Source organism: Kribbella sp. NPDC049227 (genome assembly GCF_043197265.1).
GTDB lineage: Bacteria > Actinomycetota > Actinomycetes > Propionibacteriales > Kribbellaceae > Kribbella.
In genome coordinates, this window is the sequence record NZ_JBICST010000004.1 from 114,355 (window position 1) to 138,191 (window position 23,837).

28 protein-coding genes are annotated in these 23,837 nt (G+C 68.3%); 11 read left to right on the forward strand and 17 right to left on the reverse strand.

Annotation, left to right across the window (positions count from 1 at the left end):
- Window positions 1-148 precede the first annotated feature (148 nt).
- From ACGFH6_RS18235 to ACGFH6_RS18250, 4 genes are all read left to right on the forward strand, one after another.
- Window positions 149-1,018 (forward strand): alpha/beta fold hydrolase, encoded by an 870-nt coding sequence (locus ACGFH6_RS18235; RefSeq protein ID WP_393385030.1) that lies wholly within the window; start codon window positions 149-151, stop codon window positions 1,016-1,018.
- 105 nt (window positions 1,019-1,123) lie between these two features.
- A complete protein-coding gene (locus ACGFH6_RS18240; protein WP_393385031.1) occupies window positions 1,124-1,495 on the forward strand; it encodes an FKBP-type peptidyl-prolyl cis-trans isomerase in 372 nt (123 codons plus the stop codon).
- 166 nt (window positions 1,496-1,661) lie between these two features.
- Window positions 1,662-2,282 carry a hypothetical protein gene (locus ACGFH6_RS18245; protein WP_393385033.1) on the forward strand — a complete coding sequence of 207 codons (621 nt, stop codon included), beginning with the start codon at window positions 1,662-1,664 and terminating at the stop codon, window positions 2,280-2,282.
- Window positions 2,283-2,321: 39 nt separating this feature from the next.
- Complete coding sequence (locus ACGFH6_RS18250; RefSeq protein ID WP_393385034.1) at window positions 2,322-2,834, forward strand: MBL fold metallo-hydrolase; 513 nt, start codon at window positions 2,322-2,324, stop codon at window positions 2,832-2,834.
- Here ACGFH6_RS18250 and ACGFH6_RS18255 read toward each other — a convergent pair whose 3' ends face one another.
- From ACGFH6_RS18255 to ACGFH6_RS18265, 3 genes are read right to left on the reverse strand one after another with little or no spacing between them, the layout of a single operon-like run.
- Window positions 2,835-3,764 carry an ABC transporter ATP-binding protein gene (locus ACGFH6_RS18255; RefSeq protein WP_393385036.1) on the reverse strand — a complete coding sequence of 310 codons (930 nt, stop codon included), beginning with the start codon at window positions 3,762-3,764 and terminating at the stop codon, window positions 2,835-2,837.
- A gap of 3 nt (window positions 3,765-3,767) precedes the next feature.
- A complete protein-coding gene (locus ACGFH6_RS18260; RefSeq protein WP_393385038.1) occupies window positions 3,768-4,808 on the reverse strand; it encodes a FecCD family ABC transporter permease in 1,041 nt (346 codons plus the stop codon).
- Window positions 4,808-5,884, reverse strand: coding sequence for a FecCD family ABC transporter permease (locus ACGFH6_RS18265; protein ID WP_393385040.1), 1,077 nt, complete (start codon window positions 5,882-5,884; stop codon window positions 4,808-4,810). The genes ACGFH6_RS18260 and ACGFH6_RS18265 overlap by 1 nt, the downstream gene beginning before the upstream one ends.
- A 112-nt stretch (window positions 5,885-5,996) precedes the next feature.
- Here ACGFH6_RS18265 and ACGFH6_RS18270 point away from each other — a divergent pair, with 112 nt between their 5' ends.
- Entirely contained in the window at window positions 5,997-6,812 is an 816-nt protein-coding gene (locus ACGFH6_RS18270) for a siderophore-interacting protein (protein ID WP_393385041.1), read from the forward strand.
- A 95-nt stretch (window positions 6,813-6,907) separates the two neighbouring features.
- On the opposite strand, the gene ACGFH6_RS18275 is transcribed toward ACGFH6_RS18270, so the two are convergent.
- On the reverse strand, window positions 6,908-8,107 hold the full coding sequence (locus ACGFH6_RS18275; RefSeq protein ID WP_393385043.1) for an alginate lyase family protein: 1,200 nt from the start codon (window positions 8,105-8,107) through the stop codon (window positions 6,908-6,910).
- A gap of 268 nt (window positions 8,108-8,375) precedes the next feature.
- The gene (locus ACGFH6_RS18280) at window positions 8,376-8,963 is read right to left on the reverse strand and encodes a TetR/AcrR family transcriptional regulator (protein ID WP_393385045.1); all 588 of its coding nucleotides are present in this window, start codon (window positions 8,961-8,963) and stop codon (window positions 8,376-8,378) included.
- A 91-nt stretch (window positions 8,964-9,054) separates the two neighbouring features.
- Here ACGFH6_RS18280 and ACGFH6_RS18285 point away from each other — a divergent pair, with 91 nt between their 5' ends.
- Window positions 9,055-9,759 carry an SDR family oxidoreductase gene (locus tag ACGFH6_RS18285; RefSeq protein ID WP_393385046.1) on the forward strand — a complete coding sequence of 235 codons (705 nt, stop codon included), beginning with the start codon at window positions 9,055-9,057 and terminating at the stop codon, window positions 9,757-9,759.
- Here the strand turns inward: ACGFH6_RS18285 and ACGFH6_RS18290 are convergent.
- Complete coding sequence (locus ACGFH6_RS18290; protein WP_393385047.1) at window positions 9,756-10,355, reverse strand: DJ-1/PfpI family protein; 600 nt, start codon at window positions 10,353-10,355, stop codon at window positions 9,756-9,758. The genes ACGFH6_RS18285 and ACGFH6_RS18290 overlap by 4 nt on opposite strands.
- A gap of 77 nt (window positions 10,356-10,432) precedes the next feature.
- Window positions 10,433-10,753 carry a DUF1330 domain-containing protein gene (locus ACGFH6_RS18295; RefSeq protein WP_393385049.1) on the reverse strand — a complete coding sequence of 107 codons (321 nt, stop codon included), beginning with the start codon at window positions 10,751-10,753 and terminating at the stop codon, window positions 10,433-10,435.
- Between the two features lie 126 nt (window positions 10,754-10,879).
- Here ACGFH6_RS18295 and ACGFH6_RS18300 point away from each other — a divergent pair, with 126 nt between their 5' ends.
- Window positions 10,880-12,820, forward strand: a complete 1,941-nt coding sequence (locus ACGFH6_RS18300; RefSeq protein WP_393385051.1) for a protein kinase — start codon at window positions 10,880-10,882, stop codon at window positions 12,818-12,820.
- 9 nt (window positions 12,821-12,829) lie between these two features.
- On the opposite strand, the gene ACGFH6_RS18305 is transcribed toward ACGFH6_RS18300, so the two are convergent.
- The 4 genes from ACGFH6_RS18305 to ACGFH6_RS18320 all read right to left on the reverse strand — a co-directional run bounded on the left by ACGFH6_RS18305 (window position 12,830) and on the right by ACGFH6_RS18320 (window position 16,184).
- On the reverse strand, window positions 12,830-13,237 hold the full coding sequence (locus ACGFH6_RS18305) for a PIN domain-containing protein (protein ID WP_393385053.1): 408 nt from the start codon (window positions 13,235-13,237) through the stop codon (window positions 12,830-12,832).
- Entirely contained in the window at window positions 13,234-13,515 is a 282-nt protein-coding gene (locus tag ACGFH6_RS18310) for a hypothetical protein (RefSeq protein ID WP_393385055.1), read from the reverse strand. Before ACGFH6_RS18310 ends, ACGFH6_RS18305 begins: the two co-directional genes overlap by 4 nt.
- A 67-nt stretch (window positions 13,516-13,582) precedes the next feature.
- A complete protein-coding gene (locus ACGFH6_RS18315) occupies window positions 13,583-14,863 on the reverse strand; it encodes an adenylosuccinate synthase (RefSeq protein WP_393385057.1) in 1,281 nt (426 codons plus the stop codon).
- A 367-nt stretch (window positions 14,864-15,230) separates the two neighbouring features.
- Window positions 15,231-16,184: a diacylglycerol/lipid kinase family protein gene (locus ACGFH6_RS18320; RefSeq protein ID WP_393385059.1), complete on the reverse strand. Its 954-nt coding sequence runs from the start codon at window positions 16,182-16,184 to the stop codon at window positions 15,231-15,233.
- A gap of 74 nt (window positions 16,185-16,258) precedes the next feature.
- Between ACGFH6_RS18320 and ACGFH6_RS18325 the strand changes: the two genes are divergently transcribed.
- Window positions 16,259-17,071 (forward strand): DUF1206 domain-containing protein, encoded by an 813-nt coding sequence (locus tag ACGFH6_RS18325; RefSeq protein WP_393385061.1) that lies wholly within the window; start codon window positions 16,259-16,261, stop codon window positions 17,069-17,071.
- Here ACGFH6_RS18325 and ACGFH6_RS18330 read toward each other — a convergent pair.
- The 3 genes from ACGFH6_RS18330 to ACGFH6_RS18340 form a co-directional block, all read right to left on the reverse strand.
- Window positions 17,056-17,763, reverse strand: a complete 708-nt coding sequence (locus ACGFH6_RS18330; protein ID WP_393385063.1) for a phosphatase PAP2 family protein — start codon at window positions 17,761-17,763, stop codon at window positions 17,056-17,058. The two genes, ACGFH6_RS18325 and ACGFH6_RS18330, sit on opposite strands and share 16 nt — an antisense overlap.
- A complete protein-coding gene (locus ACGFH6_RS18335) occupies window positions 17,763-18,458 on the reverse strand; it encodes a phosphatase PAP2 family protein (protein ID WP_393385064.1) in 696 nt (231 codons plus the stop codon). The genes ACGFH6_RS18330 and ACGFH6_RS18335 overlap by 1 nt, the downstream gene beginning before the upstream one ends.
- A gap of 95 nt (window positions 18,459-18,553) precedes the next feature.
- On the reverse strand, window positions 18,554-19,039 hold the full coding sequence (locus ACGFH6_RS18340; protein WP_393385066.1) for a VOC family protein: 486 nt from the start codon (window positions 19,037-19,039) through the stop codon (window positions 18,554-18,556).
- 57 nt (window positions 19,040-19,096) lie between these two features.
- On the opposite strand from ACGFH6_RS18340, the gene ACGFH6_RS18345 reads away from it, so the two are divergent.
- Window positions 19,097-19,918, forward strand: coding sequence for a DUF6597 domain-containing transcriptional factor (locus ACGFH6_RS18345; protein ID WP_393385068.1), 822 nt, complete (start codon window positions 19,097-19,099; stop codon window positions 19,916-19,918).
- On the opposite strand, the gene ACGFH6_RS18350 is transcribed toward ACGFH6_RS18345, so the two are convergent.
- From ACGFH6_RS18350 to ACGFH6_RS18360, 3 genes are all read right to left on the reverse strand, one after another.
- The gene (locus ACGFH6_RS18350; protein ID WP_393385070.1) at window positions 19,902-21,104 is read right to left on the reverse strand and encodes an MFS transporter; all 1,203 of its coding nucleotides are present in this window, start codon (window positions 21,102-21,104) and stop codon (window positions 19,902-19,904) included. The two genes, ACGFH6_RS18345 and ACGFH6_RS18350, sit on opposite strands and share 17 nt — an antisense overlap.
- A 155-nt stretch (window positions 21,105-21,259) precedes the next feature.
- Window positions 21,260-22,006 (reverse strand): 2-phosphosulfolactate phosphatase, encoded by a 747-nt coding sequence (locus tag ACGFH6_RS18355; protein ID WP_393385072.1) that lies wholly within the window; start codon window positions 22,004-22,006, stop codon window positions 21,260-21,262.
- A gap of 43 nt (window positions 22,007-22,049) precedes the next feature.
- The gene (locus tag ACGFH6_RS18360) at window positions 22,050-22,457 is read right to left on the reverse strand and encodes a DUF3151 domain-containing protein (RefSeq protein ID WP_393385074.1); all 408 of its coding nucleotides are present in this window, start codon (window positions 22,455-22,457) and stop codon (window positions 22,050-22,052) included.
- 145 nt (window positions 22,458-22,602) lie between these two features.
- Here ACGFH6_RS18360 and ACGFH6_RS18365 point away from each other — a divergent pair, with 145 nt between their 5' ends.
- Window positions 22,603-23,052 (forward strand): HNH endonuclease, encoded by a 450-nt coding sequence (locus tag ACGFH6_RS18365; protein WP_131512166.1) that lies wholly within the window; start codon window positions 22,603-22,605, stop codon window positions 23,050-23,052.
- A 12-nt stretch (window positions 23,053-23,064) separates the two neighbouring features.
- Complete coding sequence (locus tag ACGFH6_RS18370) at window positions 23,065-23,823, forward strand: GNAT family N-acetyltransferase (RefSeq protein ID WP_393385075.1); 759 nt, start codon at window positions 23,065-23,067, stop codon at window positions 23,821-23,823.
- Window positions 23,824-23,837 lie beyond the last annotated feature (14 nt).

Sequence of the window (23,837 nt, forward strand, 5' to 3'; positions counted from 1 at the left end):
ATCCGGGACGACGACGTTGACCGGTCCACGGATTCAGGACTAGTGCCGGATGGGTGCACTCTGTGTACCTGTTCCGGTCACCTGGAGCGGGTCTACGCTCAGCTCACGGGCCCAACCGGTGGGGATGGGCCGGACCAGAGGAGCTGTCATGCCGGACCCTGTCACCCGGACGCTCGACGTCCCCGGAGCCACCCTGACGTACGACGTCCGCGGTGATCTCGCCGATCGCGACCAGCCGGTGCTGCTGGTGATCGGTTCGCCGATGGGTGCGAGTGGTTTCCCGACCCTGGCGTCACACTTCACCGACCGGACGGTCGTCACCTACGACCCGCGCGGGGTGGAGCGGAGCGTGCGCAGCGACGGCGCCGGCGAACTGACGCCCGACGACCACGCCGCCGACCTCATCGCGCTGATCGAGTCGCTCGACGTCGGCCCGGTCGACATGTTCGCCAGCAGCGGCGGCGCGGTGAACTCGCTGGCCCTGGCCGCCAAGCGTCCCGACCTCCTCCACACCCTCGTCGCGCACGAGCCGCCGCTGGCAGGCGTCGTACCGGACAGCGAGGCAGCGCTGGCGGCCTGCGATGACATCTACCAGACCTATCAGCGCGATGGCATGGGCGCCGGGATGGCGAAGTTCATCGCGATCGTCAGCTACGACGGTGAGATCCCGGCCGACTACACCCAGCAGCCGGCGCCCGATCCGGCCATGTTCGGCCTCCCCACCGAGGACGACGGCACCCGCGACGACGCTCTCCTCGGTCAGAACATCCGCGGCTGTACGTCGTACCAGCCCGACTTCGACGCCCTGGACAAGGCCAAGGACCGCCTGGTCATCGGCGTCGGCGAGGAGTCCGGCAACCAGTTGGCCGGTCGCGGCGGCCTGGCAGTGGCCGCACGCCTCAACCTCCAGCCTGTCGTCTTCCCCGGCAACCACGGCGGCTTCCTCGGCAACGAGTACGGCCAGCCCGGCGAACCCGAGGAGTTCGCGACCAAGCTTCGCGAGGTGCTCGCTCGGTAGCCAGCACGGGGCGGCGTACCTCCGCAGCGGCGCGAGGCACGCACGTTCCGGCTGCGGGGACCCTGGGCGCACGGACCCGGGCGGAGGTCTGGTTAGCTGGTGGGCATGACTGAGAAGCCAGAGATCGACTTTCCGGACGGTCCGCCGCCGGCGGATCTCGAGATCACCGACATCACCGTGGGCGACGGCGACGAGGCCAAGGCCGGGTCGCGGGTGAACGTGCACTACGTGGGCGTGGCCCACTCGACCGGCGAGGAGTTCGACGCGTCGTACAACCGGGGCGCGCCGCTGGCCTTCCAGCTCGGCGTCGGCCAGGTCATCCAGGGCTGGGACACCGGCGTCCAGGGCATGAAGGTCGGCGGCCGGCGCAAGCTGGTCATCCCGCCCCACCTGGGGTACGGCGACCGTGGCGCCGGCGCCGCGATCAAGCCCGGCGAGACCCTGATCTTCGTCGTGGACCTGATCAGCGTCAGCTGAGCCTGGCCCGTCTCCTCAGCTTCAGCCGGCTGGGACCGTACGTCCGGCCGGCGAGGCCGCCTGCTGTTCGGGACCCCCGCGATCCGTCACAATGGCGGACATCGCGGGGGTCCTTCGCGTAGTTGTACTCATCCGCCTCGCCCAGCGGTCGGTTTGACTGGGAGGCATGACGACGATGACTGCGACAACAGTTGCCGCGACGCGGGTGAGCTGGGTGCGGTACGCCGCCCTGGCCGCGAAGGTGCTGCTGTTCGGTTTGTTGCTGTCGGCACTGATCTGGCCGGACCTGAGCGGGATCAAGGGCAAGGCGTCCACCGCGCGGCTGATCGTGTACCCGATCGGCGCGATGATCCTGCCGCTGTGGTGGTGGGCGTACGGGCGGACGAAGAGCAAACTGCACCACCGCTTCCCCTGGACAGCAGACCTCTTGATGACGTTGCCGTGGCTGATCGACCTGATCGGCAACCGCTTCAACCTGTTCGACACGGTCGACTGGTGGGACGACGCCATGCACTTCATCCTCTGGGGCTTCCTCACGGCCGGCGTCCTGCTCGCGTTCGCGCCGCGCGATCTCTCCCGCGGCCTGACCGCCTTCGTGGCCCTGGGTTTCGGTGCGACCGCGGCAGTCGTCTGGGAGGTCGGCGAGTACTTCGCCTTCATCCGTAGCTCTCCCGAACTCCAGTCCGCCTATACCGACACCCTCGGCGACCTGGCCCTGGGCACTCTCGGTGCGCTGCTGGCAGGTCTGGTCCTCTACCAGGTACGCGCCGAAGACCGAGCCCCCTAGCCGGTTGTTTCGCCACTGACCGGATCTAACCAGCCATCGGTGAAACAACCCGCCAGTCGCAGCCCGCCACGACAGGGTGGGCGTGTCGTCGGACCACCCGGGACCAGTGAGCGGCTCACCACCGCGATGGAGACGCTCTACCCTGGCTCGTCCGAGGTCCAGCGCCGCTTCCAGGTCCACGTCGTCGAACACGACGACCGCCGTCCACACGAACTCGACCACGTCCGGATCACCCCGTTCGAAGTACGCCACGCATCCGGAGCCCCGGCGTACGCCGTGCAACTGCGAACGTCCGGTGGATCGCTGGCGTACTCAGGCGACACCGAATGGACCGACGCGCTGATCGATGCGGCCGACGACGTCGATCTGTTCCTCTGCGAGGGCTACAGCCCGACCCCGATCCGCTGGCACCTCGACCTCGACGAACTGACCCGGCACCGCGCCCGCTTCACCTGCCGCAAACTCGTCCTCACCCACCTGTCGCAGTCTGCACTCGCCGCGGACCTCACCGCCTGGCAGGTCGCGTACGACGGCCTCCGCGTCCCGCTGTGATCAGCGGTCGGTAGGACGACAGACCCCGTTGGCAGCCGCGGACGCCGCCAGCGCGGCCGCAGCCGGCGAGCCCCCAGCAGCCGAAGACGCTGAGGACATCGCGGGAGAGGCAGGCTGAGTGTCGGCGCGAGTGGTGTGACGGCCGATCGGAACCACCATCGGAGTCCCCGCCACCGGATCCGGAACGATCTTCACCCCGAGCCCGAACACGTCCCGCACGACCTCCTCGGTGATCACCTCGCGAGGGTTGCCCTCGGCCACGATCGCGCCGTCCTTCATCGCGATCAGGTGATCCCCGAACCGGCACGCCTGGTTGAGATCGTGCAGGACCAGCACGATGGTCCGGTCCTCCTGCTTGTTCAGATCGACCAGCAGATCAAGCACCTCGAACTGGTGGGTCAGATCGAGGAACGTCGTCGGCTCGTCCAGCAGCAGGATGTCTGTCTCCTGCGCGAGTGCCATCGCGATCCAGACCCGCTGCCGCTGACCACCGGACAGTTCGTCGATCGGCCGATCGGCGATCTCGAGTACGTCGGTCGACGTCATCGCGGCTGCGACCGCTTCGTCGTCAGCCTTGCTCCACTGCCGGATCCACCGGGTCCGCGGGTACCGCCCGCGGCCGACCAGGTCGGCGACCGTGATGCCCTCAGGTGCGGTCGGTGACTGCGGCAACAGTCCCAGCTTGGTCGCAACCTCACGGGTCGGGATCGACTGAATGCTCTTGCCATCCAGCAGAACGCTCCCGCGCGACGGCTTCAGCAACCGCGCCAGAGTCTTCAGCAGCGTCGACTTGCCGCACGCGTTGGCGCCGACGATGACGGTGATCTTCCCGGTCGGGATCCGCACCGACAGGTCGTGGATGATCTCCCGCTGGTCGTATCCGACCGCCAGGCCGTCGGCGGCGAGGCTGTGTTCCACAAGGTTCTCCATCTCTCAGCCACCACTCCCCACCCGGTTGGACCGGGCCAGCAGGAACATCAGGTACGGCGCGCCCACCACGCCGGTCACCACACCGACCGGCAACTGGGTGTCCCCGAAGGCGTGCTGCGCGATCAGATCGGACAAGGCCACCACCAACGCGCCGAGCAACGCGGACGCGATCATCGCCGGCCCCGGCGACCGGGTCAGCCGCCGCGCGATCGGCGGCGCGACGAACGCGACGAACCCGATCGGACCGGCCGCAGCGGTCGCGACCGCCGCCAGCAGTACCCCGATCACGATCAGCCCGAGTCGCGAACTCTCCACCCGAAGCCCCAGTCCGTACGCCGTCTCGTCGCCGAGCTGAAGAATCCGCAGCCGGTGGACCATGTACACCGTCAACGGAGCCAGCACCGCCAGGGTGATCCCCATCGACCGCACGTTCGACCAGTCCCGGCCGTTCAGGCTGCCGGTCAGCCAGATCAACGCCTGCTGGGCGATCTCGACCCTTGCCTTGGTCAACAAGTACGACGTCAGACTCGTGGCGATCGCACCGATCCCGATGCCGATCAGGATCAGCCGGTAGCTCGACACCCCATGCCGCCAGGCCAGCACGTACATGATGAACGCGGTCAGCAGGGCACCGACGATCGCGAACGCCGAGACCGCGACGCCGGTGAGCCCCAGCGTGACGATCGCGAAGACGGCGAAGGCGCTGGCGCCGTACGTGACGCCGATGATGTCGGGGCTGGCGAGCGGGTTGCGGGCGATGCTCTGGAAGATCGCACCGGACATGCCGAGCGCGGCGCCGACCATCAGGCCGGTGAGCGCCCTGGGCAACCGCAGCCGGTTGACGATGAACTCGGTCGCCTTGTCACCGCCACCGAACAGTGTCTTCACCACGTCGATGACCGGGATCTTGAAGTCACCCAGCGAGAGCGAGACGCAGAAGGTCACGAACACGATGGCCGCGAGAACCACGATCACCAGCAGCGATCGCGCCTGCCGGGCCGCCCGCGCCCGGCTGATGACCTGAACTGCTTCGGCTGTGGTCATCACAGATCCGCCAGCTTCCGTCGACGGACCAGGATGATGAAGAACGGCGCGCCGATGACCGCGGTCACGACGCCGACCTGTAGCTCACCGGGCCGCGCGACGATCCGGCCGACGATGTCGGCCGCGAGCAGCAGGATCGGCGCCAGCACCATCGAGTACGGCAGGATCCACCGGTAGTCCGGGCCGGTCACCAACCGCGCCATGTGCGGGATCGTCAGCCCGATGAAACCGATCGGTCCCGCGACGGCGGTCGCAGCCCCACAGAGCAGTACGACGATCACCGCGACGAACAGCCGGGCGAGCCCGACCCGCTGACCGAGCGACTTCGCCACGTCGTCGCCCAGAGACAACGCGTTCAGCACGCGGCCCGACACCAGCGCCAGCACGATGCCGATAAGGATGAACGGCGCGACCTGCCCGGCGATGTCCGAACTGCGGCCCGCCAGCGACCCGACCGACCAGAACCTGAACTGGTCGAAGGTGTCGACGTCGCCGATCAGCAGCGCGGTCGTCAGCGACCCGAGCATCGCCGTCAGCGCGGCACCGGCGAGCGCCAGCTTGACCGGCGTCACCCCCTCACGACCGAGCGACCCGAGCAGATAGACCACCACCGAGGCCGCTGCCGCTCCCACGAAAGCGAGCCAGACGTACGCCGTCAGACTCGACAGCCCGAACCAATAGATGCCGCCGACAACGAACAGTGCGGCACCGCCGTTGACGCCGAGGATGCCGGGATCTGCCAGCGGGTTCCGGGTGACTCCCTGCATCAGAGCCCCGGACAGCCCGAGCGCGGCACCGACCAGCAGACCGATCACGGTCCGTGGCACGCGAAGTGAGCGGACGATCACGTGGTCGGTGTTCGCCTCGTTGTAGTGGCGCAGGGCATCGATCACCGTCGAGAACGGGATCTGCTTCGAGCCCACCGCAATGCTGAGCAACGACACTACGACGAGCACGGCCACACACACGATCAGCCCGGCGACCAGCGTGGTCCGTCGGGTCCTCCGCGGGCGTGACGGAACAACAGCAGAGGTGTCACGGCCGGGGGATTCGGCGACAGTGGTGGGCGGAGGCATTGGACTTTGAGACCCTCTTAGGTAAGGCTAACCTCTAGACGCCTCAGAATAACCCGGTCGTCCACGGGTCCGCATCTGAGCCTCCCCTGCGCTGCCCTTGGAGAAACCGGACATGACCACAGTGCTCGAGCGGCCGATCGAGTTCGACTCGCTGCTGGCGACCGTCGCGGCGGTCGAGGACCTGAGCCCGCACCTGCGCCGCGTGACCTTCGTCGCACCGCGGATCGCCGACGTGGTGACCGCCGGTCCGGACCAGCGGATCAAGGTGCTGCTGACGCCGCCCAACGGTGGCGAGATCAAGCTGCCGTCGGGTCCCGAGTGGTACCCGGAGTGGTGCGCCCAGCCGGTCGACGAACGTTTCGTCATGCGGACGTACACCATCCGCGCGCTCCGGCCCGAGGTCGCCGAACTCGACATCGAGTTCGTCCTGCACGGCATCAACGGACCCGCCTCGGCCTGGGTCAGCCAGGCGCAGCCGGGTGACCAGATCGGCCTGATCCTCCCGTTCGCGGTCGACACCACCAGCATCAAGGGACTGCTGCACTCCGGCGTCGACTACGTCCCGCCGGACACGAGCGTCCGCCGGATCCTAGTCGCCGACGAGACCGCCCTGCCCGCGCTGGCCGGCATCCTCGAGCAGCTGCCCGCCACCGCCCACGCGACCGTCTTCGTCGAGGTGCCGGACGCCGACGACATCCGGCCGCTGCCGACACCCGGCAGCGCGGACATCACCTGGATCACGCCCCCGAACTCGTTGCTCGAGGCCCTGAAGGGCGCCGAGCTGCCGTACGACGCCGACTACGCGTGGGTCGCCGGGGAGTCGTCGATGATCAAGTCGGTACGCCGACACCTGGTCAACGCCGCCGGGATGCCGAAACCGGCGATCTCGTTCCAGGGCTACTGGAAGCGCGGCGAGGCCCAGGTCTGACAACGACAACGGCCGGCCACATCGAGGTGACATGGCCGGCCGGTGGTGATCCGGGAGAGCTGAAGGGCAGATGGTTCAGCCCTCCCGGAAGCTTGTCAGGCCGGGTTCTCCGCGTGTGTGAGGGTCTCCCACGCGACGAAGAGGTTGTTCGACCCGGCCGGACGGCGGGACTCGGTGATGACCTGGGTGTTGGTCATCGCGATCCCCAGCCGGGTGTGCAGCGCGTTGTACCCGACCTCGGTGATCGGGCCGAGACCGCGCTTCAGCGTGCCCGCGCACAGCCAGGACGGGACCGGCTCGAGGTTGCGCTCCCACTTGGACTGGAAGCCGAGCGCCTGCCGCAGCCGCTCACCGAACTCCGGATACATGTCGATGCCCTGGATCCGCGCCGTCTCCAGTACGTGCGAGATCGACGAGATGCCGTAGCCGGTGTGGACGAAGTCGCGACAGGTCTCCTGAGTCAGACCGGTCACGAACGTGCCCTGCTTCTGCCAGTAGTTGACGATCTTGTCGCGGGTGTCGAGGTGCTGGCTCGGCACCGTCTTCGGCAGCGCACCGTCGGACTCCAGGTACACGTACGCCGGCACCCGGAGCCGGAACAGCGCGATCCCCTTGTCGTACACGGCCTTGTCGTCGAGGAACACGCCGATGCCCTGGATCGCCTCGGTCATGCTCAACTCCCAGTTCCCGTTGGAGTTCGAGCCGTTGATGATCTCGGGCAGGTAGACGTTGCGCAGCATGGTGGCGAAGCGGCCCGCGTTCGGCCAGTTGCCGTACACGTGCTTGATGATCTCCGCGGCCTTCGGCCACGACGACGCCGACCATGCGGTCTGCAGTGGCGCATTGCTGTTGGTGTGGTCGCGGATCGTCGCCGACCACGCGTCCATCAGCTGGATCGCCTTCTGTGCATAGCGATCGTCACGGGTGAGGTACCACAGCAGTGCGTCCGTGTACGCCGCGATCGCGTCCTCACGCTCGTCGGTGCAACCGTAGTTCGGGTTCGAGTACGACCCACACTCGACCACCGCGCGCGGCTTCGGCGTACGGGACAACGACGCGTAGGAACTGTTCCTGGCCTGGTTGAATGCGTTCGTCCACGGCTGTGCGCCGGCCTGCACCTTGGCCCGGACGAAGTCCAGCTGGGCCTGGCTCGATCCGACACCTGGGTGGGTGAACGTCGCGGGCGCTTGCACGGCACTGGGCTCGGCCTTCGAAGCGGCAACTGCTGGGCTGCTGAGTGTCCCGGCGACCAGCGCTGCACAGGCAGCAGCCAGGACCAGGGGTTTCTTTCGCATGGGCGGATGTCCTGTTCTTCGGGGCGGTAGACACCTGCGCTTCCCCCACTAGCGCAGGGTCTTTTCGAAAGTTTGACGACGGACGGTGAGCACGTCAATATCCCAGCAGGTACGAAATCGCCGTGGAACAGCCGAACGACTCTTCCCAGCTCAGTGGAACAAAGCGAGGATCTGTCCCACGAAACAACGCCCGTTCCCGACCGTCGGAACCGCAGCCACGGCCGCCCCGGCACTACACTCCGTGACCCCCACCATGACCCTGGTGGGGTCAGCCCGCCTGGGTCGCCAGCTCGCTCGAACGCACACCGGCCGCGTCCAGCAGCGCGGCAGCGGTGAGTACGCCGATGCCGCCCAGATCCTGGGCGCGGACGACCGCCCTGGCGCTGGCGCCATCGAAGATCATCGTCAGCTGGATCGCCAGCGTGCCCGGATCCTCGGCACCGGCCTTCACCAGTTCACGGTGGAAGAAGTCGGTCAGGTGCTGCTTGAAGTGCCGGGCGACCACCGAGCCCGGGTGCTCCGGGTTTTTCAACTCGACCGCCGTACTGACATAGGGACAGCCCAGGAAGTCGCCCTGGGCAACCAACTCGTCCTGCCGCTCGAACACCGTCAGGATCCGGTCCCGGGCCGGCCGCTCGTCCTCCGGCCCCGGATGCAGCAACGCCTGGTACGACGGGCCGCGGCTGGCCAGGCTCTCCGCGATCAGCTCGTCCTTGGAACGGAACAGCTGGTACATCGACTTCTTCGACACCCCGGCCGCCTTGCACAGCGCGTCCACTCCGATGTTGACGCCGTCGCGGTGGAAGAGTTCGCCCGCGGCCTCGAGTAGGCGTTCGCGGGGTGTCGAGGTGGTCATGGAACGAGGGTACCGGCTGGATTTGATTTCAGAAACCGATCGGTTTACAGTCATGGAAACAGATCGGTTTCCAACCCTCAGGAGCAGCGACATGACCACACTCGAAGGCGCCGTCGTCCTGGTCACCGGCGGCCAGCGCGGTATCGGCAAGGCGATCGTCGACGACCTGCTCGACCGCGGCGTGGCGAAGATCTACGCGACCGCGCGCACCCCCAAGCCGAGCACGGACCCACGCGTGGTCCCGCTGCCGCTGGAGATCACCGACCAGGCATCGATCGACGCGCTGGCCGCGGCCGCACCCGATGTGACGGTGCTGGTCAACAACGCCGGCGCCAGCTCCCCGGACACCTACCTGGATGCGCCGATCGACGACATCCGCGCGGTCTTCGAGGCGAACTTCTTCGGCCCGCTCGAGCTGACCAAGGCGTTCGTCCCGATCATCGAGCGCAACGGCGGCGGCCACATCCTGAACGCCCACTCGGCGCTGTCCTGGGTCGCGCGGCACGGCGCCTACTCCGCCACCAAGGCCGCGTTCTGGCTGCAGACCAACGCGATCCGCCTCGAACTGCTCGGCCGCGGCATCGGCGTCACCGGCCTGCACATGGGGTACGTCGACACCGACATGGCGGCCGCCGTCACGGCACCGAAGTCCCGGCCGGAGGACATCGCCAAGCAGGCACTCGACGGGATCGAGTCCGGCGCCCACGAGGTACTTGCCGACGACACCGCCCGCGGCGCGAAGGCGGCGATCTCCGGAGACCTGACCGCTCTCTACCCCGAGCTGGTCCAGGCCTAGTTGCCTGAGGCAACGTAGACGTCGCGGTCGCGGGTGTACTCCAGTGCGCCCGCGATCCCGTCGGCGACATCCGCTCCGCACACCCGCTCGACGACGTACAGGGCGAGGTCGATGCCGGAGGTGACTCCACCGGCGGTGATCAGGTCGCCGTCGTCGACGACGCGGTTCGTCTTGAGGTCCGCGCCGAACGCCTCCAGTTCGGCCCAGGCGCCGCGGTTCGTCGTGGCCGGGCGGCCCTTCAGCAACCCGGCCTCGGCGAGCAGCATCGCGCCGGTGCAGACCGAGGCGATCAGGCTGAGGCTCGGCGCGAGTTCGGCGATCCTCGCCGTCATCACTCCGCGCCGCGCCTCGGCCCACGAGCCCGTCTCGGCCCGGTTCATCCACCCGCCGCCCGGGACGAAGAGTGCGTCCGGGGTCCCGAGACCCTCCGGCGCCTTGAACTGCAGGCCGTGCAGCCCGGTCACCTCGACCGGACCGTCCAGGCCGACCAGCGCCATGTCGAACTCCGGCCGCCGCCGGGCATGACTCCAGACCTCGAACGGACCCATCACGTCCATCTCGTCCACACCGTCGAACACCAGCATCTCGATTCGCATGGCTCTACCCAACCGCCCGGCAGCGACGCCAGCCAGTGGCCGAGATGACCATGTTCGCAAGGATCTGGCCACGAAGATCAGACCAGCACGTCGGTGGCCTTGTGGTCGCGCCCGCACCCCTTGACGAAGATGACGGTGCTGTCGGCGTTGTCGGTGCGCAGGTGCAGGATCTCCCGGTACGCCGGCGAGTCGTACCAGCCGCGCAGCCGGTCGTAGTCGGGGAACTCGATCACGATCGGAGCGCCGCTCCACTCGCCCTCGATCGGCTCCGCGTCGTCGCCGTGCACGATGAAGTGCCCGTCGTACGGCGCCAGCGTCGCGTCGACGCGGTGCAGGTACTCGATGATGTCCGCGCCGAAGGTGATGTTGCGCAGGTAGGCGATGGCGTACGCCGTCATGGTGACTGTCTCCTCATTCTTTCGGACGATTCCGCTGCGACAAGCCTCCGGCAGAAGCCGAATCGAGACGATTACCTCAGACGTCATCCCGCCGGCTTGGTCTGCTGCCGACGTACCGTAGATGGCATGTCAGCCACAGGGGGACCGCCTTCCGCGCCTGTCGAGGAGGTGGGGGAGGAACGGGTCGGGCCGTACCGGTTGATCCGGCGGCTCGGACAGGGCGGCATGGGTGTCGTCTACCTGGCCGAGGGACCCGAGCGCCAGGAGGTCGCGCTCAAGGTACTGCGCCCGCACGTCGCGCACGACCCGATCGCACGGGCCCGGTTGCAGCGTGAAGCGACCACACTGCAGAAGGTGAGTCACCCCGGCGTGGCCGGCATCCTCGACCACGACCTGGAAGGCGACCAGCCCTATCTGGTGACCCGGTTCGTGCCGGGACGCCCGCTGGACGAGCAGGTCGACGAACGCGGGCCGCTGACCCCGCGCAAGTGGCTGCCGCTGGCCGGATGCCTGGCGGAGTCGCTGCAGGCGATCCACCAGGTCGGCGTGATCCACCGCGACCTCAAGCCCGGCAACGTGATGATGTTCAACGGCAAGCCGGTGATGATCGACTTCGGCATCGCGCAGGCCGCGGACGACCTGCGGCTCACCCAGACCGGTCTGGTGATCGGTACGCCGGGCTACCTCGCACCGGAGCTCATCGAGGGCGAGATGGTGTCGGAGTCGGCGGACTGGTGGGGCTGGGCGGCCACTGCGGCGTTCGCGGCCACCGGGCGGCGGCCGTTCGGCAAAGGACCGTTCGAGGCTGTGCTGCATCGCGTGCACAGCGGGCAGGCCGATCTGGACGGACTCGACCCGCGGCTGAAGCCACTGCTCGCCGCGGCGCTCGCGCCTGACAAGAACGACCGGCCGACGCGGGTCGAGATCATGGAGGGGCTGAACCGGTACGCCGAGGGCCGCGACGCGTTGCCGGCGCGAGAAACGCCCGCGCCCGAGACTGTGCAGCTGAACCCGCCGACCGCGCTGACTCGTGAGATGCCGTCGGACGAGCACTCACCCACTGACGTGGCGGAGCTCGTGCCGTCGGTGATTCCGCCGCTGTCGGCGTTCGCTCCGATCCGCGACAAGCTGCGTGAGGCCGCTGCGGCCAAGAAGGCGGCTCAGCCGTTGCCGACGGCTTCCCCGCCGGTTCATCCGGTGAACTACAGCCCGACGCCCACCGCGGCGCCACCTGCAGCGATGCCGTTGCCGTATCAGAGCGGTCCGCAGGACGTCGCGCCGTACTACGGGGCGCCCTCGCCGTACCAGCAGCAGAGTCCGGTGCCGGCGCCGTACCAGCAGGGCGGACCGCCGTACCAGCAGCCTGGGCCGCAGGAGCGTTCGCCGCAGCCACAGGCGCCTCGGCCGGAGAAGACTCCGCCGACCGGGAAGCGCACTGCGGTCATCGTCGGGTTGATGGTGGCGCTGACCGGGCTGATTGCGCTCTACCCGGGCCTGGGTTCGCTCATCACCATCGTGCTGTTCGTGATCGCACGGACCGTCGACCGATCGAGTACTGCGCTCATGCGACGCCGTCAGATGCGCGGTAGGTCCGGCCGCTCCGACAGCGTGGTCGCCGCGGCGTCCACACCGTTGCAGCTGGTCATGGCGGGTCTGGTCACACTCCCGTGCCTGATCCTGCCCGTCGTCATGGGCGGTGTTGTCGGGGTTGTCGTGACCGGAGTGCTCGCCACAGCCAACGATCTGGATTGGCAGCCGCTGTCAGCCTTCGGCTTCGGTTCCGCCGCACTCACCGCACTGGTCACCGCCTGGTGGGGCCCCGGCGGCACCTCACTGCGCCGCGGAGCGCACATCGCCGCCCGCAACACCTTCCGCCGGCACTGGCTCTCCGCGACCATCGCCGCCGTACTCCTGGCGGTCGGCGCCCTCACCTTCTACCAAGCCACCCAGGGCGAAGGCTCCACCTGGGCCCGCACCCCCATCGAAACCCCCACCATCGACCGCCCCACCCTCAACGACCTCCGAGACGCCCCCTTCATCCGAGACCTCCCCTTCATCGGCCGCTGACGTCGGAGTTCAGAGCGAGATGATCGGCACCTTCCAGCGGGTGTTGCCACGCCAGGCTCCGGTACGCGCCGCCTCCGCCAGATGTGCGATGTCGCACCGATCCGAGGTCACACAGGTCGCCGCCGACTCGAAGCAACACGCCACTACCTGAGCATCAACTACGTCGGCCCGATCCGCGACGGCCAGCAGTTCGCCCACCCGGGTCGCAAGTTCCTGTGTCAGCGGTACGACGTCACACCCGTCGATCAGCCGTCGCAGACCACGCTGCTTGTGTCCGCGCCAGACCTGGGCCAGCACCGCGGCGGGCACGCTCGGCTCGACACCGCGCATCAACGCGCGCAGATGAATCGCCCAGAGCCGCGGGTCGTTCCGCTCGGCCGCGATGAGAGCACCGGCGTCGTAGACCAACTGCGTCACGCCTTCGTGCCCTTGCCGTCGTCCGGCTCGCCGCCGTCGGCTGCCTCGCGCTGAGCGTCCGCCAGCGCCCGGTCGGCCCAGTCGAGCTGATCCGCAGTCAGAGCGCCGTGCTCGGACTCCCAGGCGGAGACCGCCTCCAGGCCCCGGTACAGCCGCTCGTTCTTGGCGACCAACTCGTTCACATACGCCGACGGCGTCGTGTTCGCCTCCCGAGCCCGGCGCTCCACCGCCGACCACAGCTCTTCGTCGAACGACAGAGTCTTCTTCTTCACCGTCACGAACCCATGGTATGACCACGGTATGACTGCTGGCCACCCCGGCGTGCGAGGTGGCCGCAGACTGAGGTCAGGGTTGGATGATCTGGGTTCTTTCGGGGCCTACGCCGATGGCGGAGATGCGGGCGCCGCTGAGGGATTCGACGGCGCGGACGTAGGTCTGGGCCTGCTTCGGGAGGTCTTCGAAGGTGCGGCAGCCGGTGATGTCCTCGGACCAGCCGTCGAACTCCTCGTAGACCGGGACCGCGTGGTGGAAGTCCGTCTGCGTCATCGGCATCTCTTCGTGCCGTACGCCGTTCACGTCGTACGCGACGCAGACCGGGATCTTCTCGCGGCCGGTCAGGGTGTCCAGCTTGGTGAGGACGAAATCGGAGACGCCGTTCACGCGGGCGGCGTACCGGGCGATGACCGCGTCGTACCAGCCACAGCGCCGCGGGCGGCCGGTCGTCGTACCGAACTCCGCGCCCTGCTGCCGCAGCCACTCGCCGTCCGCGTCCAGCAGTTCGGTCGGGAACGGACCTTCGCCGACGCGAGTCGTGTAGGCCTTCACGACCGCCATCACGCGATCGATCCGGGTCGGCGGGATGCCGGCACCCGTGCACGCACCGGCGGAGATCGCGTTGGACGAGGTGACGAACGGGTACGTCCCGTGGTCGACGTCCAGCAGGGTCGCCTGGCCGGCCTCCATCAGCACCGTCTTGCCGTCGTCCAGCGCCTTGTTCAGCAGCAGGCTGGTGTCGGCCACCATCGGCCGGAGGCGTTCGGCGTACCCGAGCAGTTCGTCCAGCACCTCGGAGATCTCGACCGCGCGCCGGTTGTAGACCTTCACGAGCAGCTGGTTCTTCTGCTCCAGCGCGCCGGTGACCTTCTGCTCGAGGATCTTCTCGTCGTACAGGTCCTGGACCCGGATGCCGATCCGGTTCATCTTGTCCGCGTACGTCGGCCCGATGCCGCGGCCGGTGGTGCCGATCCGGCGGCTGCCGAGGAAACGCTCGGTCACCTTGTCGAGGGTCCGGTTGTACGGCGGGATCAGGTGCGCACCGGCGCTGACCACGAGCCGCGAGGTGTCGAGGCCGCGGGCCTGCAGCGCGTCGAGCTCCTCGAACAGCACGTTGAGGTCGATCACCACCCCGTTGCCGATCACCGGGGTGACGCTGGGAGTCAGGATCCCGCTCGGCAGCAGGTGCAGCGCGTACTTCTCGGAGCCGATCACGACCGTGTGGCCGGCGTTGTTCCCGCCGTTGAACTTGACCACGTAGTCGATCACGGCGCCGGTGTTGCCGAGCAGATCGGTCGCCTTGCCTTTGCCCTCATCGCCCCACTGGGCGCCGACGAGCACGATTGCGGGCATCTCAGCCCTCCTCTTCACGCGCCGGCTGACGGCCTCACGACTCCGCGACTGCCGGACGCTGGAAACGGTGAAGCCCGGAGACGTTCACCGGACATTCATCCGGCAACGCATCCAGGCTCTTGCGACCAAAGCCTACCGGACCCCGGTCCACCGGCCGGCCCACCGCTCACCGTCTTGAAACGCTCACTTCAAGTAGTTGTTTCATCAATCGACGGCTTGCCATTCAGCGTGATCGCGTGCACACTCTTAGTCAGCGGCCCGCCGAAACTGCCGCAGGGGACGGTTCCGGCGGGCCGCTGTCTCGTTCTCTGACGAGAACAGTCTCGCTTCCGAGGTGCAGTCTGATTTCTGCTCCCTCGTCGTGCCGTCAGGCTGTGTCTCGTCCGACGCGCACCACGAGGCAGGCTGGCTGCACCGCGAAGCGCAGCCGGCCCGCCTCGGTCAGTACGTCGCCGTCGACCTCGCACAGCTGTGGCGGGTCGACTCGCACCGTGAGGTCACGACCCCGATCACGCTGGAGCGACGGTCCGTCGCCCCGCTCGGCCAGCACCCGCGAGGCCACTCCGATCCATTGGGTCAGGCTGTCGGGGCTGACCGTCGCCACGTCCAGCCGGCCATCATCGACCTCGGCATCGGGCAGTAGCACCATGCCGCCAGTGAGCTCGCCGCAGTTGCCGACCACGACCGTGCGGGCCTGGTCGGAGGCCGCGGTGCGCCCATCCACCACCAGGTCGAGCGCGAACGGGTCGTCGTTCAGATGCGTGCCGCCGCTGGCGACGTACGCCGCCCAGCCGGCCTTGTCCTTCACGCCCTCGGGGGCGTCATTCATGATCTGGGCGTCGAAACCGACCCCGGCCATGACGGTGAAGCAGTGGACGTTGTCCGCGCCGGTGCGCAGGTCACCATCGCGCTGGTCCTCGTCGGGGTCGACGACCAACCATCCGACATCGATCGTGCGGTCCTGGCCGGAGAAGGCCGCGGCGGCCGCCTCGGCCAGGGAGTCGATCGGGAGGCCGAGGTTGCGGGCCAGCAGGTTCCCGGTACCGCCCGGAAGGAGACCCAGCGCGACGCCGGTACCCACGAGCTCCTGCGCCACCGCCCGCACGGTCCCGTCGCCCCCGAGCGCACACACCAGAACGGCGCCGTCGCGAACGGCCTCGCGCGTCTGGCCGAAGCCGGGATCGTCCTCGGTCGTCTCGACCAGCGTCGGCGCCTCGACGCCCGCCGCGGTGGCCGCGTCCTGGAGAACCTCGCGCACGTCGGCGAGGTCGACCTTCGTCGGGTTGACGACGACGACGACCTCAGGACCCATAGCTGTCATCCGCGTACTGTTGCACGGCGCCTGCGGGCTTACCAGCGGCGGTGCCTGGGTACCTGTAGGCGAGGGAGAACATCATGAACAGCAGCGGCGATCCGGCCGGTGAGGTGAGCGGCGAGGCAAAGAGGGCCGCAGCCAAGGCCGGTGACCATCCCGTGGTCGAGTGGGGGGCTCGCCTCGGCTACGGCGCCAGTGGCGTCCTGCACCTGCTGCTCGCCTACCTGACCGCACGGATCGCTCTCGGCAGCGGCGGCGGACAAGAGGCGAGTCAGTCAGGGGCGCTGGCAACACTCGCCCAGGAGCCGGTGGGACAGGTCCTGCTCTGGGTGATCGCGGTCGGGTTCACCCTGCTCGCCCTCTGGCAGCTCACCGAGCTCATCACCCGGCACGAGGCGTCCGACAAGGCGAAGGCCGCCGGCAAGCTCGTGCTGTACAGCGCGCTCGCCTGGATGTCCTTCACGTTCGCCTCGGGGGGTAGTACGTCGAGCAACAAGCAGACCAAGGAATTCACGGCATCCCTGATGGAGGCACCGGGTGGCCGGGTGCTCGTCGGTCTCGTCGGCGTCGCCGTCATCGGCATCGCCGCCTACCACGTGCACAAGGGCTGGCGGGAACGGTTCCTCGCGGACCTGCAGGAGCACCCGGGCCGGTGGGTGGTCCTCATCGCCAAGGTCGGCTACATCGGCAAGGGCATCGCGCTGGCCGCCGTAGGCGTCCTCTTCATCACGGCCGCGATCCAGCAGCGGGCGGGCAAGGCTACCGGCCTGGACGGGGGGCTCCGATCGATGCGGGACCTCCCCGCCGGCACAGTCATCCTGCTCGGCATCGCGCTCGGTCTGGCGGCCTACGGCGTGTACTCCTTCGCGCGTGCCCGCTACGCGCGCGTCTGATCCTCCACCTCGCCGCGACGCAGCCAGCACCAGGCGAGCAGGGCCGCCACCGAGCCGTTGACGACGGCCACCACCACGTCGCTGACGAAGTGCATGCCCCGGTAGAGCCGCGCCGTCGCGACGAGGAACGGGATCGCCACGCACACGGTGACCACCACACCGCGGAGCACTGGGTTCGTGATCCGCAGGGCCATCAGCCCCAGCGTGAAGTACAGCGCGGTCGCGGCACCGGTGTGCCCGCTCGGGAAGCTGGAGGTCGGCGCCGAGTTGTCCAGCTTCTCGACGTCGGGGCGCTCGCGGACGATGAGGAGCTGGGTGAAGAAGAAGACGATCCCCTGCAGGCTGATCGCGATGAGCGGCACGACCGCGAACCACCACTGCTTGGTCCGCCGCCAGACCAGCACGACCACGACCAGGCACACGCCGATGATGCTGACCGTCGCGCCCGTCCACGAGAAGAAGAGCGTGACCGCGTCACCGAACCCCGCGCGTGACGACTCCAAGCTCTTGCTGACGCTGTCCTCGGAGACGCCCAGTTCCTTGAGCGGGCCGTCGGTGAGGAGCCATCCCATCCCGACCACGACCAACCACCACACCACGAGAGGCGCGAGTGCGCGGACCGCCAGGTCACGGCCCGCCTCCTTGGCGGTGGGTCTGGACGTGTCTTCCTGCCAGCGGGTGAGGAACGCCATCAGTCTGAACCTTCCGTCGTGCTGTCGGTGGGGGTCGGCGGCCTCCAGCCCATGTAGCCCGCGTACGACGCGGCCGTCAGCCCGCACCCGAGCAGCACACCGGCCATGACGTCGGACAGGAAGTGGGCGCCCGCGTAGAGCCTGTCGGCACACGTCACGAGCACCCAAACCGCACCGAGGCCGACCAGCAGCCTCCGGATACCGGTACCCACAAGGGGCCAAATCAACAGAACGACCACGGTCACGACGATGGCGTTGTTGGTGGCGTGACCGGAGGGGAAGGAGAACCCGGCGTGCTGGGCGATCGGGTCGTCGATCTCGGGGCGGGCACGGCGTACGAGAAGCTTGAGCAGGGCCGCGATCGCCCAGCCGGCGGCCATCGTCGCCAGCGCCCACCAGGCCCGCGTCCGCAGGTGCTTGCCGAACCAGACGTAGAGGCTCACCGGCAGGCCCAGGACCAGGAACATCACCCAGGGCTGGCTGATCATCTCCCACGTCTCGACGAACGACCGGAACCGTGGGTGGCCGCGGGTGTAGTCGGTTGCGGCGACGATAAGGTCCTCGTCGAAGGTCACCAGCGGGTCGTACTTGGTGCGGACGAGGAACGCCAGCATCGCCAGCGGGACGGCGACGACAACCGCATAGACGACCGCCCGCGTCAGTCGGCGCCAGGGGGAGACGGCGGCGGGGTCCATGACGGCATCTTTACACTGCCGGCGGCTTGAGCTCGCGGTTCAGCGCGCCCTACACCACTTGCCAAGGCAGAAGATGTCGACTTGGCCCGGGCCGCCTACTGCAGATCGTCCGGGTTGGAGGCGAGCCACTCCTTCACCCGGCGGTCGGCCTCCTCCGGGGACACGTCCTCGACCTTCGTCAGGATCGCCCAGCGGTGGCCGAACGGGTCGATCACGGTGCCGAAGCGGTCGCCGGTCATGAACGTCTGCACCTCCTCCACCGGCTTCGCCCCGCCCGCGACCGCCTTCGCGTACGTCGCGTCCACGTCGGGCACGTAGTGGACCAGCGAGGAGTGCACCCACTCGCCGTTCGGTGCCTGCAGCCCGATCTGCGGCATCTGGTCGCTCAACTGCAGCATCGAGTTCCCGAACTTCAGCTCCGCCTGACCGACCCGCCCGTCCGGCATGTCCTGCCGGCTGATCACCTCGGCCCCGAACACCTCGACATAGAACTCGATCGCCTTCGGGCCGTCCGGCACAGCCAGGTACGGGGTCAGCGAGTGATAACCGTCGGGGATGGGGTTTACCGTGTTCTCCGTCATGTCGGTAGTCAATCCGTTGACCGCCGTACCGGTCTTGTAAGAAAGCGACAGCCACTGGTGACGACTCCGCCGGAGAGCGAGAAGGGCATCCTGCATCCGCGTGAGCAGGCCCGGCACCGCTCGCTCCACCGCCTCGCCGCAGGGCCGGAGGTCGGCCGCTTCGTGGAGTGGTACTGGATCGTCGAGTGGGACCTGGACGAGCCGTACACGGCCGAGGTGCTGCCGTTCCCGAGTGTCAACGTCACCTTCGAGCAGCCCGGTGGCGCGTTCGTGAACGGCGTCTGCACCCACAAGTTCGAGCGTGAACTGGTCGGCCGCGGGCGAGCGTTCGGGGTGAAGTTCTGGGCCGGTGGGTTCGGTGCGGTGACCGGACTGGACGTGGCGTCGTTCCGCGACCAGGTGCTGCCGCTGACCGCCGTGTTCCCGGACGGCGACCGGCTCGCGGACCTGATGTTCGCCGAGGAGTCCGACGTACGGCGGCGTGCGGTGTTCGAGGCGTTCCTGCGCGATCACCTCGCTCCGCCGGACCCGTCGTACGAGCTGGTCCGGGAGATCGTGACCGCGATGTCGGCCGACCGCTCGGTGGCCCGGGTGGACCAGATCACCGAGCAGTTCGACATCCCGATCCGCACCCTGCAACGACTCTTCCGCCGGTACGTCGGCGTCGGCCCGAAGTGGGTGCTCCGCCGCTACCGCCTGCACGACGGCGCCGAGCTCCTGGCAGAGGGCGAAGCAGCCGAGCTCGCGGAACTGTCCGCCTCCCTCGGCTACTTCGACCAGGCCCACTTCTCCAAGGAGTTCAAGCAACAAATTGGCCTGACCCCAGCCGAATACGCCGCCCGAGCCGCAGCCGAACGCCAGATCACCTACCAATCCTGAGTGCGACGGCGACCGCGGCCGCGGCTGTTGCTGAGAGCAACGCCAGGAGGAAGCCGTAGTGCGGGTCGTGGGCGTCGACGATGCGGCCTGCGAAGGCTGCGCCCAATGCGATGCCCGCGGCGCAGCCGGAGTTGAGCCAGGTGAAGGCCTGCGTGAGTACGGCGGGGTGCACCTCTGCCTGCGTCAGTACCGCGGACAGGATCTGGAACGGCGCGATCGCCAAGCCTGGAAGGGCTAACGCGAGACCTGCCTGGAGCGGGGAGTCGACGACGAGCAGTGGCAGACAGCTCAACGCCAGACCCGCCAGCGCGATGGCTAGCTGGGTCAGCGGTGGAGTACGCCAACGCCGTGCGCCGTAAGCCAGTCCGGCGAACAGACTGACCAGACTGGTCACGCTGTAGAGCGGTCCGGCGAGTCCTGGGCTGCCGGTGCTCAGTGCGTACGCCGTCACCGAGACCTGCATGCTGCCGAAGAACAGACCGATGCCGATGTTGGTCCCGATCAGGCCCAGGAAGGTCGGACGCATCAGCCGCGCCTTGCCGGTTCCACGCGCATGCACTGCCGGTGGCGGCGCCGTACTGCGTTGCACAGACAGCGATAGCCCGCCGGCCAGCAGCAGAGTCGTGGCGAGGATCGATCCGGCGACCGGACTCGCAAGGCTACTGACCGTACCTATCAGAGCTGGGCCGACCATGAAGGCGACGCCTGTGCCGAGTGATTCCAGCGCGTATGCCGAGGACAGCCCGGGCCTACCGCGGAGAGCATGCGACCACCTGGCTGAGGTCTGCGCGCCTACTTGCGGCAGCGATCCGCCGGCGAGGACGCCAGCAGCGACCAGCACCGGGAGCGGCGCTGACTGCAGCGTGAGGCCGATCAGCAGAGCCACCGCCAGGCCGTGCGCCAGCAGCGTGATCGGCAGCATGCGGGTCTGCCCGTACTTGTCGATGAGGCGTGCGACCTGTGGACCCGCCAGTGCCTCAGCGACTGCGAAGCCACCTGTCACGCTGCCTGCCGCGGCATACGAGCCGGTGGAACTGTGGACCAGCCAGACGATGCCCAGGCTGGTCATGGCGATACCGATGCGAGCCGGTGCCGCTGCTAGGTAGAACTTCCACGCCCCCGGAGTACGCAGTACTTCTGCGTAGGTCGCTGCGGGCGTGCGGATCCGTCCGGTGAGTGCCGGCACGGTAGTACCTTCCGCTGCCCGGAGGGGCGGGGACCGACCGTGGGCGTCCTGCTGCACCGGTCTGTCCGAGTCCGCCTACAACCGTCCATATCTCGGGCAGGAAGCGGGGACGCGCGCCGCCTACCGGCTCTATCAACGGGCAGTAACGTCGTAGCTCAGGTTGACGCGCTCATCTTACCGTCCCTCAGAACGGGAACGGATTGGCTGGTGTCGACCTCCGCCGCGATCGCGACGTCGTCCGGGTAGCCGTACTGCGTGAGTTCGCGACCGCCGGCGCAGTCGTACAGCAGTGTGGGCAGCTCGTCTGCGACAGCGTCGTACGCCGCCACCGCCGCTCGGGCTTCCGGCGACAACTCACCCACCTGCAGGGCGCTCAGAAACCCACCGGCACCCCAGAGGTCCTCGACTGCCGGCCGGAGCGATCCGTCGGTCCACCGCTCCCCTGCCGCGATCGCCACCACCTTGAGGTCTGGCTTCTCGGCGCACCGCTCACTCACCCAAGCGGCCGCGGCAGCCCGGTTGCGCAGTGACACCGCGATCACGGTGGCACCGCTGTCGCTGAGCTGCTGCGAGATTGTCGAGCCGTTGGGCGAGGGGAGCACCAGCCGCTCGACCCCGTGCGCTTGACGGATGGTGACCGGCGACAGGCTGATGTCACCCGGACCCGCATCGGACCTGCCGACCGCGAGCTGAGCGTCGTACTGCTTGGCATAGGCAACGGCCGTCTCGTCGCGCCAGCGGTACGGGTACACGTCAATGCCTTGATCGACGGCGACGGTCACGGCGGTGGTGAACGACAGCACGTCCACGACAGCCACGAGGTTGCCGGCGACCACCTTCGCGCCGACCGGTCCCCAGTCGAAGCCGACTCTGTATCCGTCCTGCGCATACGGGCTGGTCACCCGACGGATCATGCCGCCGAGTCACCAGCCCGACAACCAGGTTTCAGCTCAGCGCATCGGCCGCGGCGGGTGACGAGTCGCGAAGGAAGGTGGCGCAGCGCTCGGCCTCGTCCTTCTCGTCGATCAGCGCGGCCGCCTTGCCCAGTGCGGCGAGGCAGCGCAGGAAGCCGCGGTTCGGCTCGTGCTCCCACGGGACCGGGCCGTGGCCCTTCCAGCCGTTCCGCCGGAGCAGGTCCAGGCCGCGGTGGTAGCCGGTCCGGGCGTAGGCGTAAGCCTCGATCGTGCGGCCGTCCGCCAGGGCCGCCTCGGCCAGCACGCCCCAGGCCAGCGAGGACGTGGGGAACTTGGCCGCGACGTCCGCCGCAGCTGCCCCGGCGGCGAGTTCCGCCGCGGCCGGGTCTACTGGGAGTAGTGTCTCGGGTGGACCTGAGAGCAGATTGTTCAATTCCATAAGCACATCTTCGCCGATCACGCAGCCGAACCGGCACGTGACCGTCTGACGAAATCCGTTGACCGTTCACCGACCGGCCACGGATGCTTGAGACCCTGCGTCAATGCCGCCGTGGTTCCCAGCTACGGCCGGAAGGAGGCACCGGATGAGCGTCATAGTCCTGAACGCGTCATACGAGCCGCTGCACACCGTCTCGATCCAGCACGCCATCCGGATGCTGGTCCGAGAGGTCGCAGTGGTGGAAGAGGCGCACGGAGAGCGGACCATCGGCCCTTTTCCGGTTCCGCGGGTTCTGCGCCTGGTCCGGTACGTCGTCACCCACTGGCGCTACGCGGCCGGGCGGATGAAGTACAGCAAGCACGGTGTGCTCCGGCGTGACAAGTTCCGGTGCGCGTACTGCGGCCTGGACAACGCCGACACCATGGATCATGTTCAACCCAGATCCAGGGGCGGCCGCACCGAGTGGCTGAACGCCGTGGCCGCCCATGCCACCTGCAACGAGCGGAAAGGCAACCGCACACCCGCCGAGGCCGGCATGCCGCTCCTCTGGCAACCCTGGGTTCCAACCCGCGCAGAGCTCGTCATACAGACATGACGGGCTTTTTTCATGCCCGTTGCCAGGCGCATTGAACTACCGTCCGGGCAACTCCTGGACATCACCACAGTGGCCGAGCGGCCGGAACTGGCCGGGGCAGAGGTCGACGTCGCGGGTTGGCCCGAGTTCATGCGCCACAACCGGGTGTCCGAGGCCTACTTCTGGCAGACGCTCGAGACGTTCCCAACGACCTGCTTGGTGGCGACAACTGATGGCGTGGTCGTCGGCGATGCCCACGCCGTACAGCTGACGAGTCGCGCGGAGCTCCCGGCCGGAGGGTGGGAGCAGGCAGTCTGGGCGTTCGCGGACGCCCGGCGTGGACTCGAACCGGACGTCGCCTGCGCGCTCAACATCAGCGTCGCCCAAGACCTCCAAGGCCAGGGCGTAGCCGGCCACCTCCTGGCCGCCCTCCGGGACGCTGCCACCGACCTTGGACTCGGGCAGCTCCATGCGCCCGTCCGACCGAGCCGTAAACACCTCGAGCCCGGTACACCCATGCAGGAGTACGCCGCCCGGACTCGCACGGACGGCATGCCGTTCGACCCGTGGCTTCGGACGCATGTCCGGGCCGGCGGGGAGATCGTCGGCCTGGCTCCGACGTCCTGGCTAGTCGCCGGGTCGCTGGAGGAATGGCGGCGGTGGACCGGCTTGCCGTTCGACCAGGACGCCCCGGTCGAGGTTCCAGGTGCTCTCGTCTCCGTGCGGTGCGATGTTGCGGCTGGTTTTGCTGTGTATGTGGAGCCGAACGTGTGGGTTCGGCATCGGCTGTGATCCCCAGGTTCTCC

Coding starts and splice junctions, on each gene's coding strand:
- ACGFH6_RS18275 (WP_393385043.1), bottom strand. CDS start 8,107: ATGCGAAAGAAACCCCTGGTCCTGGCTGCTGCCTGTGCAGCGCTGGTC.
- ACGFH6_RS18370 (WP_393385075.1), top strand. CDS start 23,065: ATGCCCGTTGCCAGGCGCATTGAACTACCGTCCGGGCAACTCCTGGAC.
- ACGFH6_RS18300 (WP_393385051.1), top strand. CDS start 10,880: ATGTCAGCCACAGGGGGACCGCCTTCCGCGCCTGTCGAGGAGGTGGGG.
- ACGFH6_RS18245 (WP_393385033.1), top strand. CDS start 1,662: ATGACGACGATGACTGCGACAACAGTTGCCGCGACGCGGGTGAGCTGG.
- ACGFH6_RS18240 (WP_393385031.1), top strand. CDS start 1,124: ATGACTGAGAAGCCAGAGATCGACTTTCCGGACGGTCCGCCGCCGGCG.
- ACGFH6_RS18335 (WP_393385064.1), bottom strand. CDS start 18,458: ATGGACCCCGCCGCCGTCTCCCCCTGGCGCCGACTGACGCGGGCGGTC.
- ACGFH6_RS18270 (WP_393385041.1), top strand. CDS start 5,997: ATGACCACAGTGCTCGAGCGGCCGATCGAGTTCGACTCGCTGCTGGCG.
- ACGFH6_RS18280 (WP_393385045.1), bottom strand. CDS start 8,963: ATGACCACCTCGACACCCCGCGAACGCCTACTCGAGGCCGCGGGCGAA.
- ACGFH6_RS18255 (WP_393385036.1), bottom strand. CDS start 3,764: ATGGAGAACCTTGTGGAACACAGCCTCGCCGCCGACGGCCTGGCGGTC.
- ACGFH6_RS18320 (WP_393385059.1), bottom strand. CDS start 16,184: ATGACAGCTATGGGTCCTGAGGTCGTCGTCGTCGTCAACCCGACGAAG.
- ACGFH6_RS18295 (WP_393385049.1), bottom strand. CDS start 10,753: ATGACGGCGTACGCCATCGCCTACCTGCGCAACATCACCTTCGGCGCG.
- ACGFH6_RS18315 (WP_393385057.1), bottom strand. CDS start 14,863: ATGCCCGCAATCGTGCTCGTCGGCGCCCAGTGGGGCGATGAGGGCAAA.
- ACGFH6_RS18360 (WP_393385074.1), bottom strand. CDS start 22,457: ATGGAATTGAACAATCTGCTCTCAGGTCCACCCGAGACACTACTCCCA.
- ACGFH6_RS18285 (WP_393385046.1), top strand. CDS start 9,055: ATGACCACACTCGAAGGCGCCGTCGTCCTGGTCACCGGCGGCCAGCGC.
- ACGFH6_RS18290 (WP_393385047.1), bottom strand. CDS start 10,355: ATGCGAATCGAGATGCTGGTGTTCGACGGTGTGGACGAGATGGACGTG.
- ACGFH6_RS18340 (WP_393385066.1), bottom strand. CDS start 19,039: ATGACGGAGAACACGGTAAACCCCATCCCCGACGGTTATCACTCGCTG.
- ACGFH6_RS18265 (WP_393385040.1), bottom strand. CDS start 5,884: ATGCCTCCGCCCACCACTGTCGCCGAATCCCCCGGCCGTGACACCTCT.
- ACGFH6_RS18325 (WP_393385061.1), top strand. CDS start 16,259: ATGAACAGCAGCGGCGATCCGGCCGGTGAGGTGAGCGGCGAGGCAAAG.
- ACGFH6_RS18260 (WP_393385038.1), bottom strand. CDS start 4,808: ATGACCACAGCCGAAGCAGTTCAGGTCATCAGCCGGGCGCGGGCGGCC.
- ACGFH6_RS18235 (WP_393385030.1), top strand. CDS start 149: ATGCCGGACCCTGTCACCCGGACGCTCGACGTCCCCGGAGCCACCCTG.
- ACGFH6_RS18330 (WP_393385063.1), bottom strand. CDS start 17,763: ATGGCGTTCCTCACCCGCTGGCAGGAAGACACGTCCAGACCCACCGCC.
- ACGFH6_RS18365 (WP_131512166.1), top strand. CDS start 22,603: ATGAGCGTCATAGTCCTGAACGCGTCATACGAGCCGCTGCACACCGTC.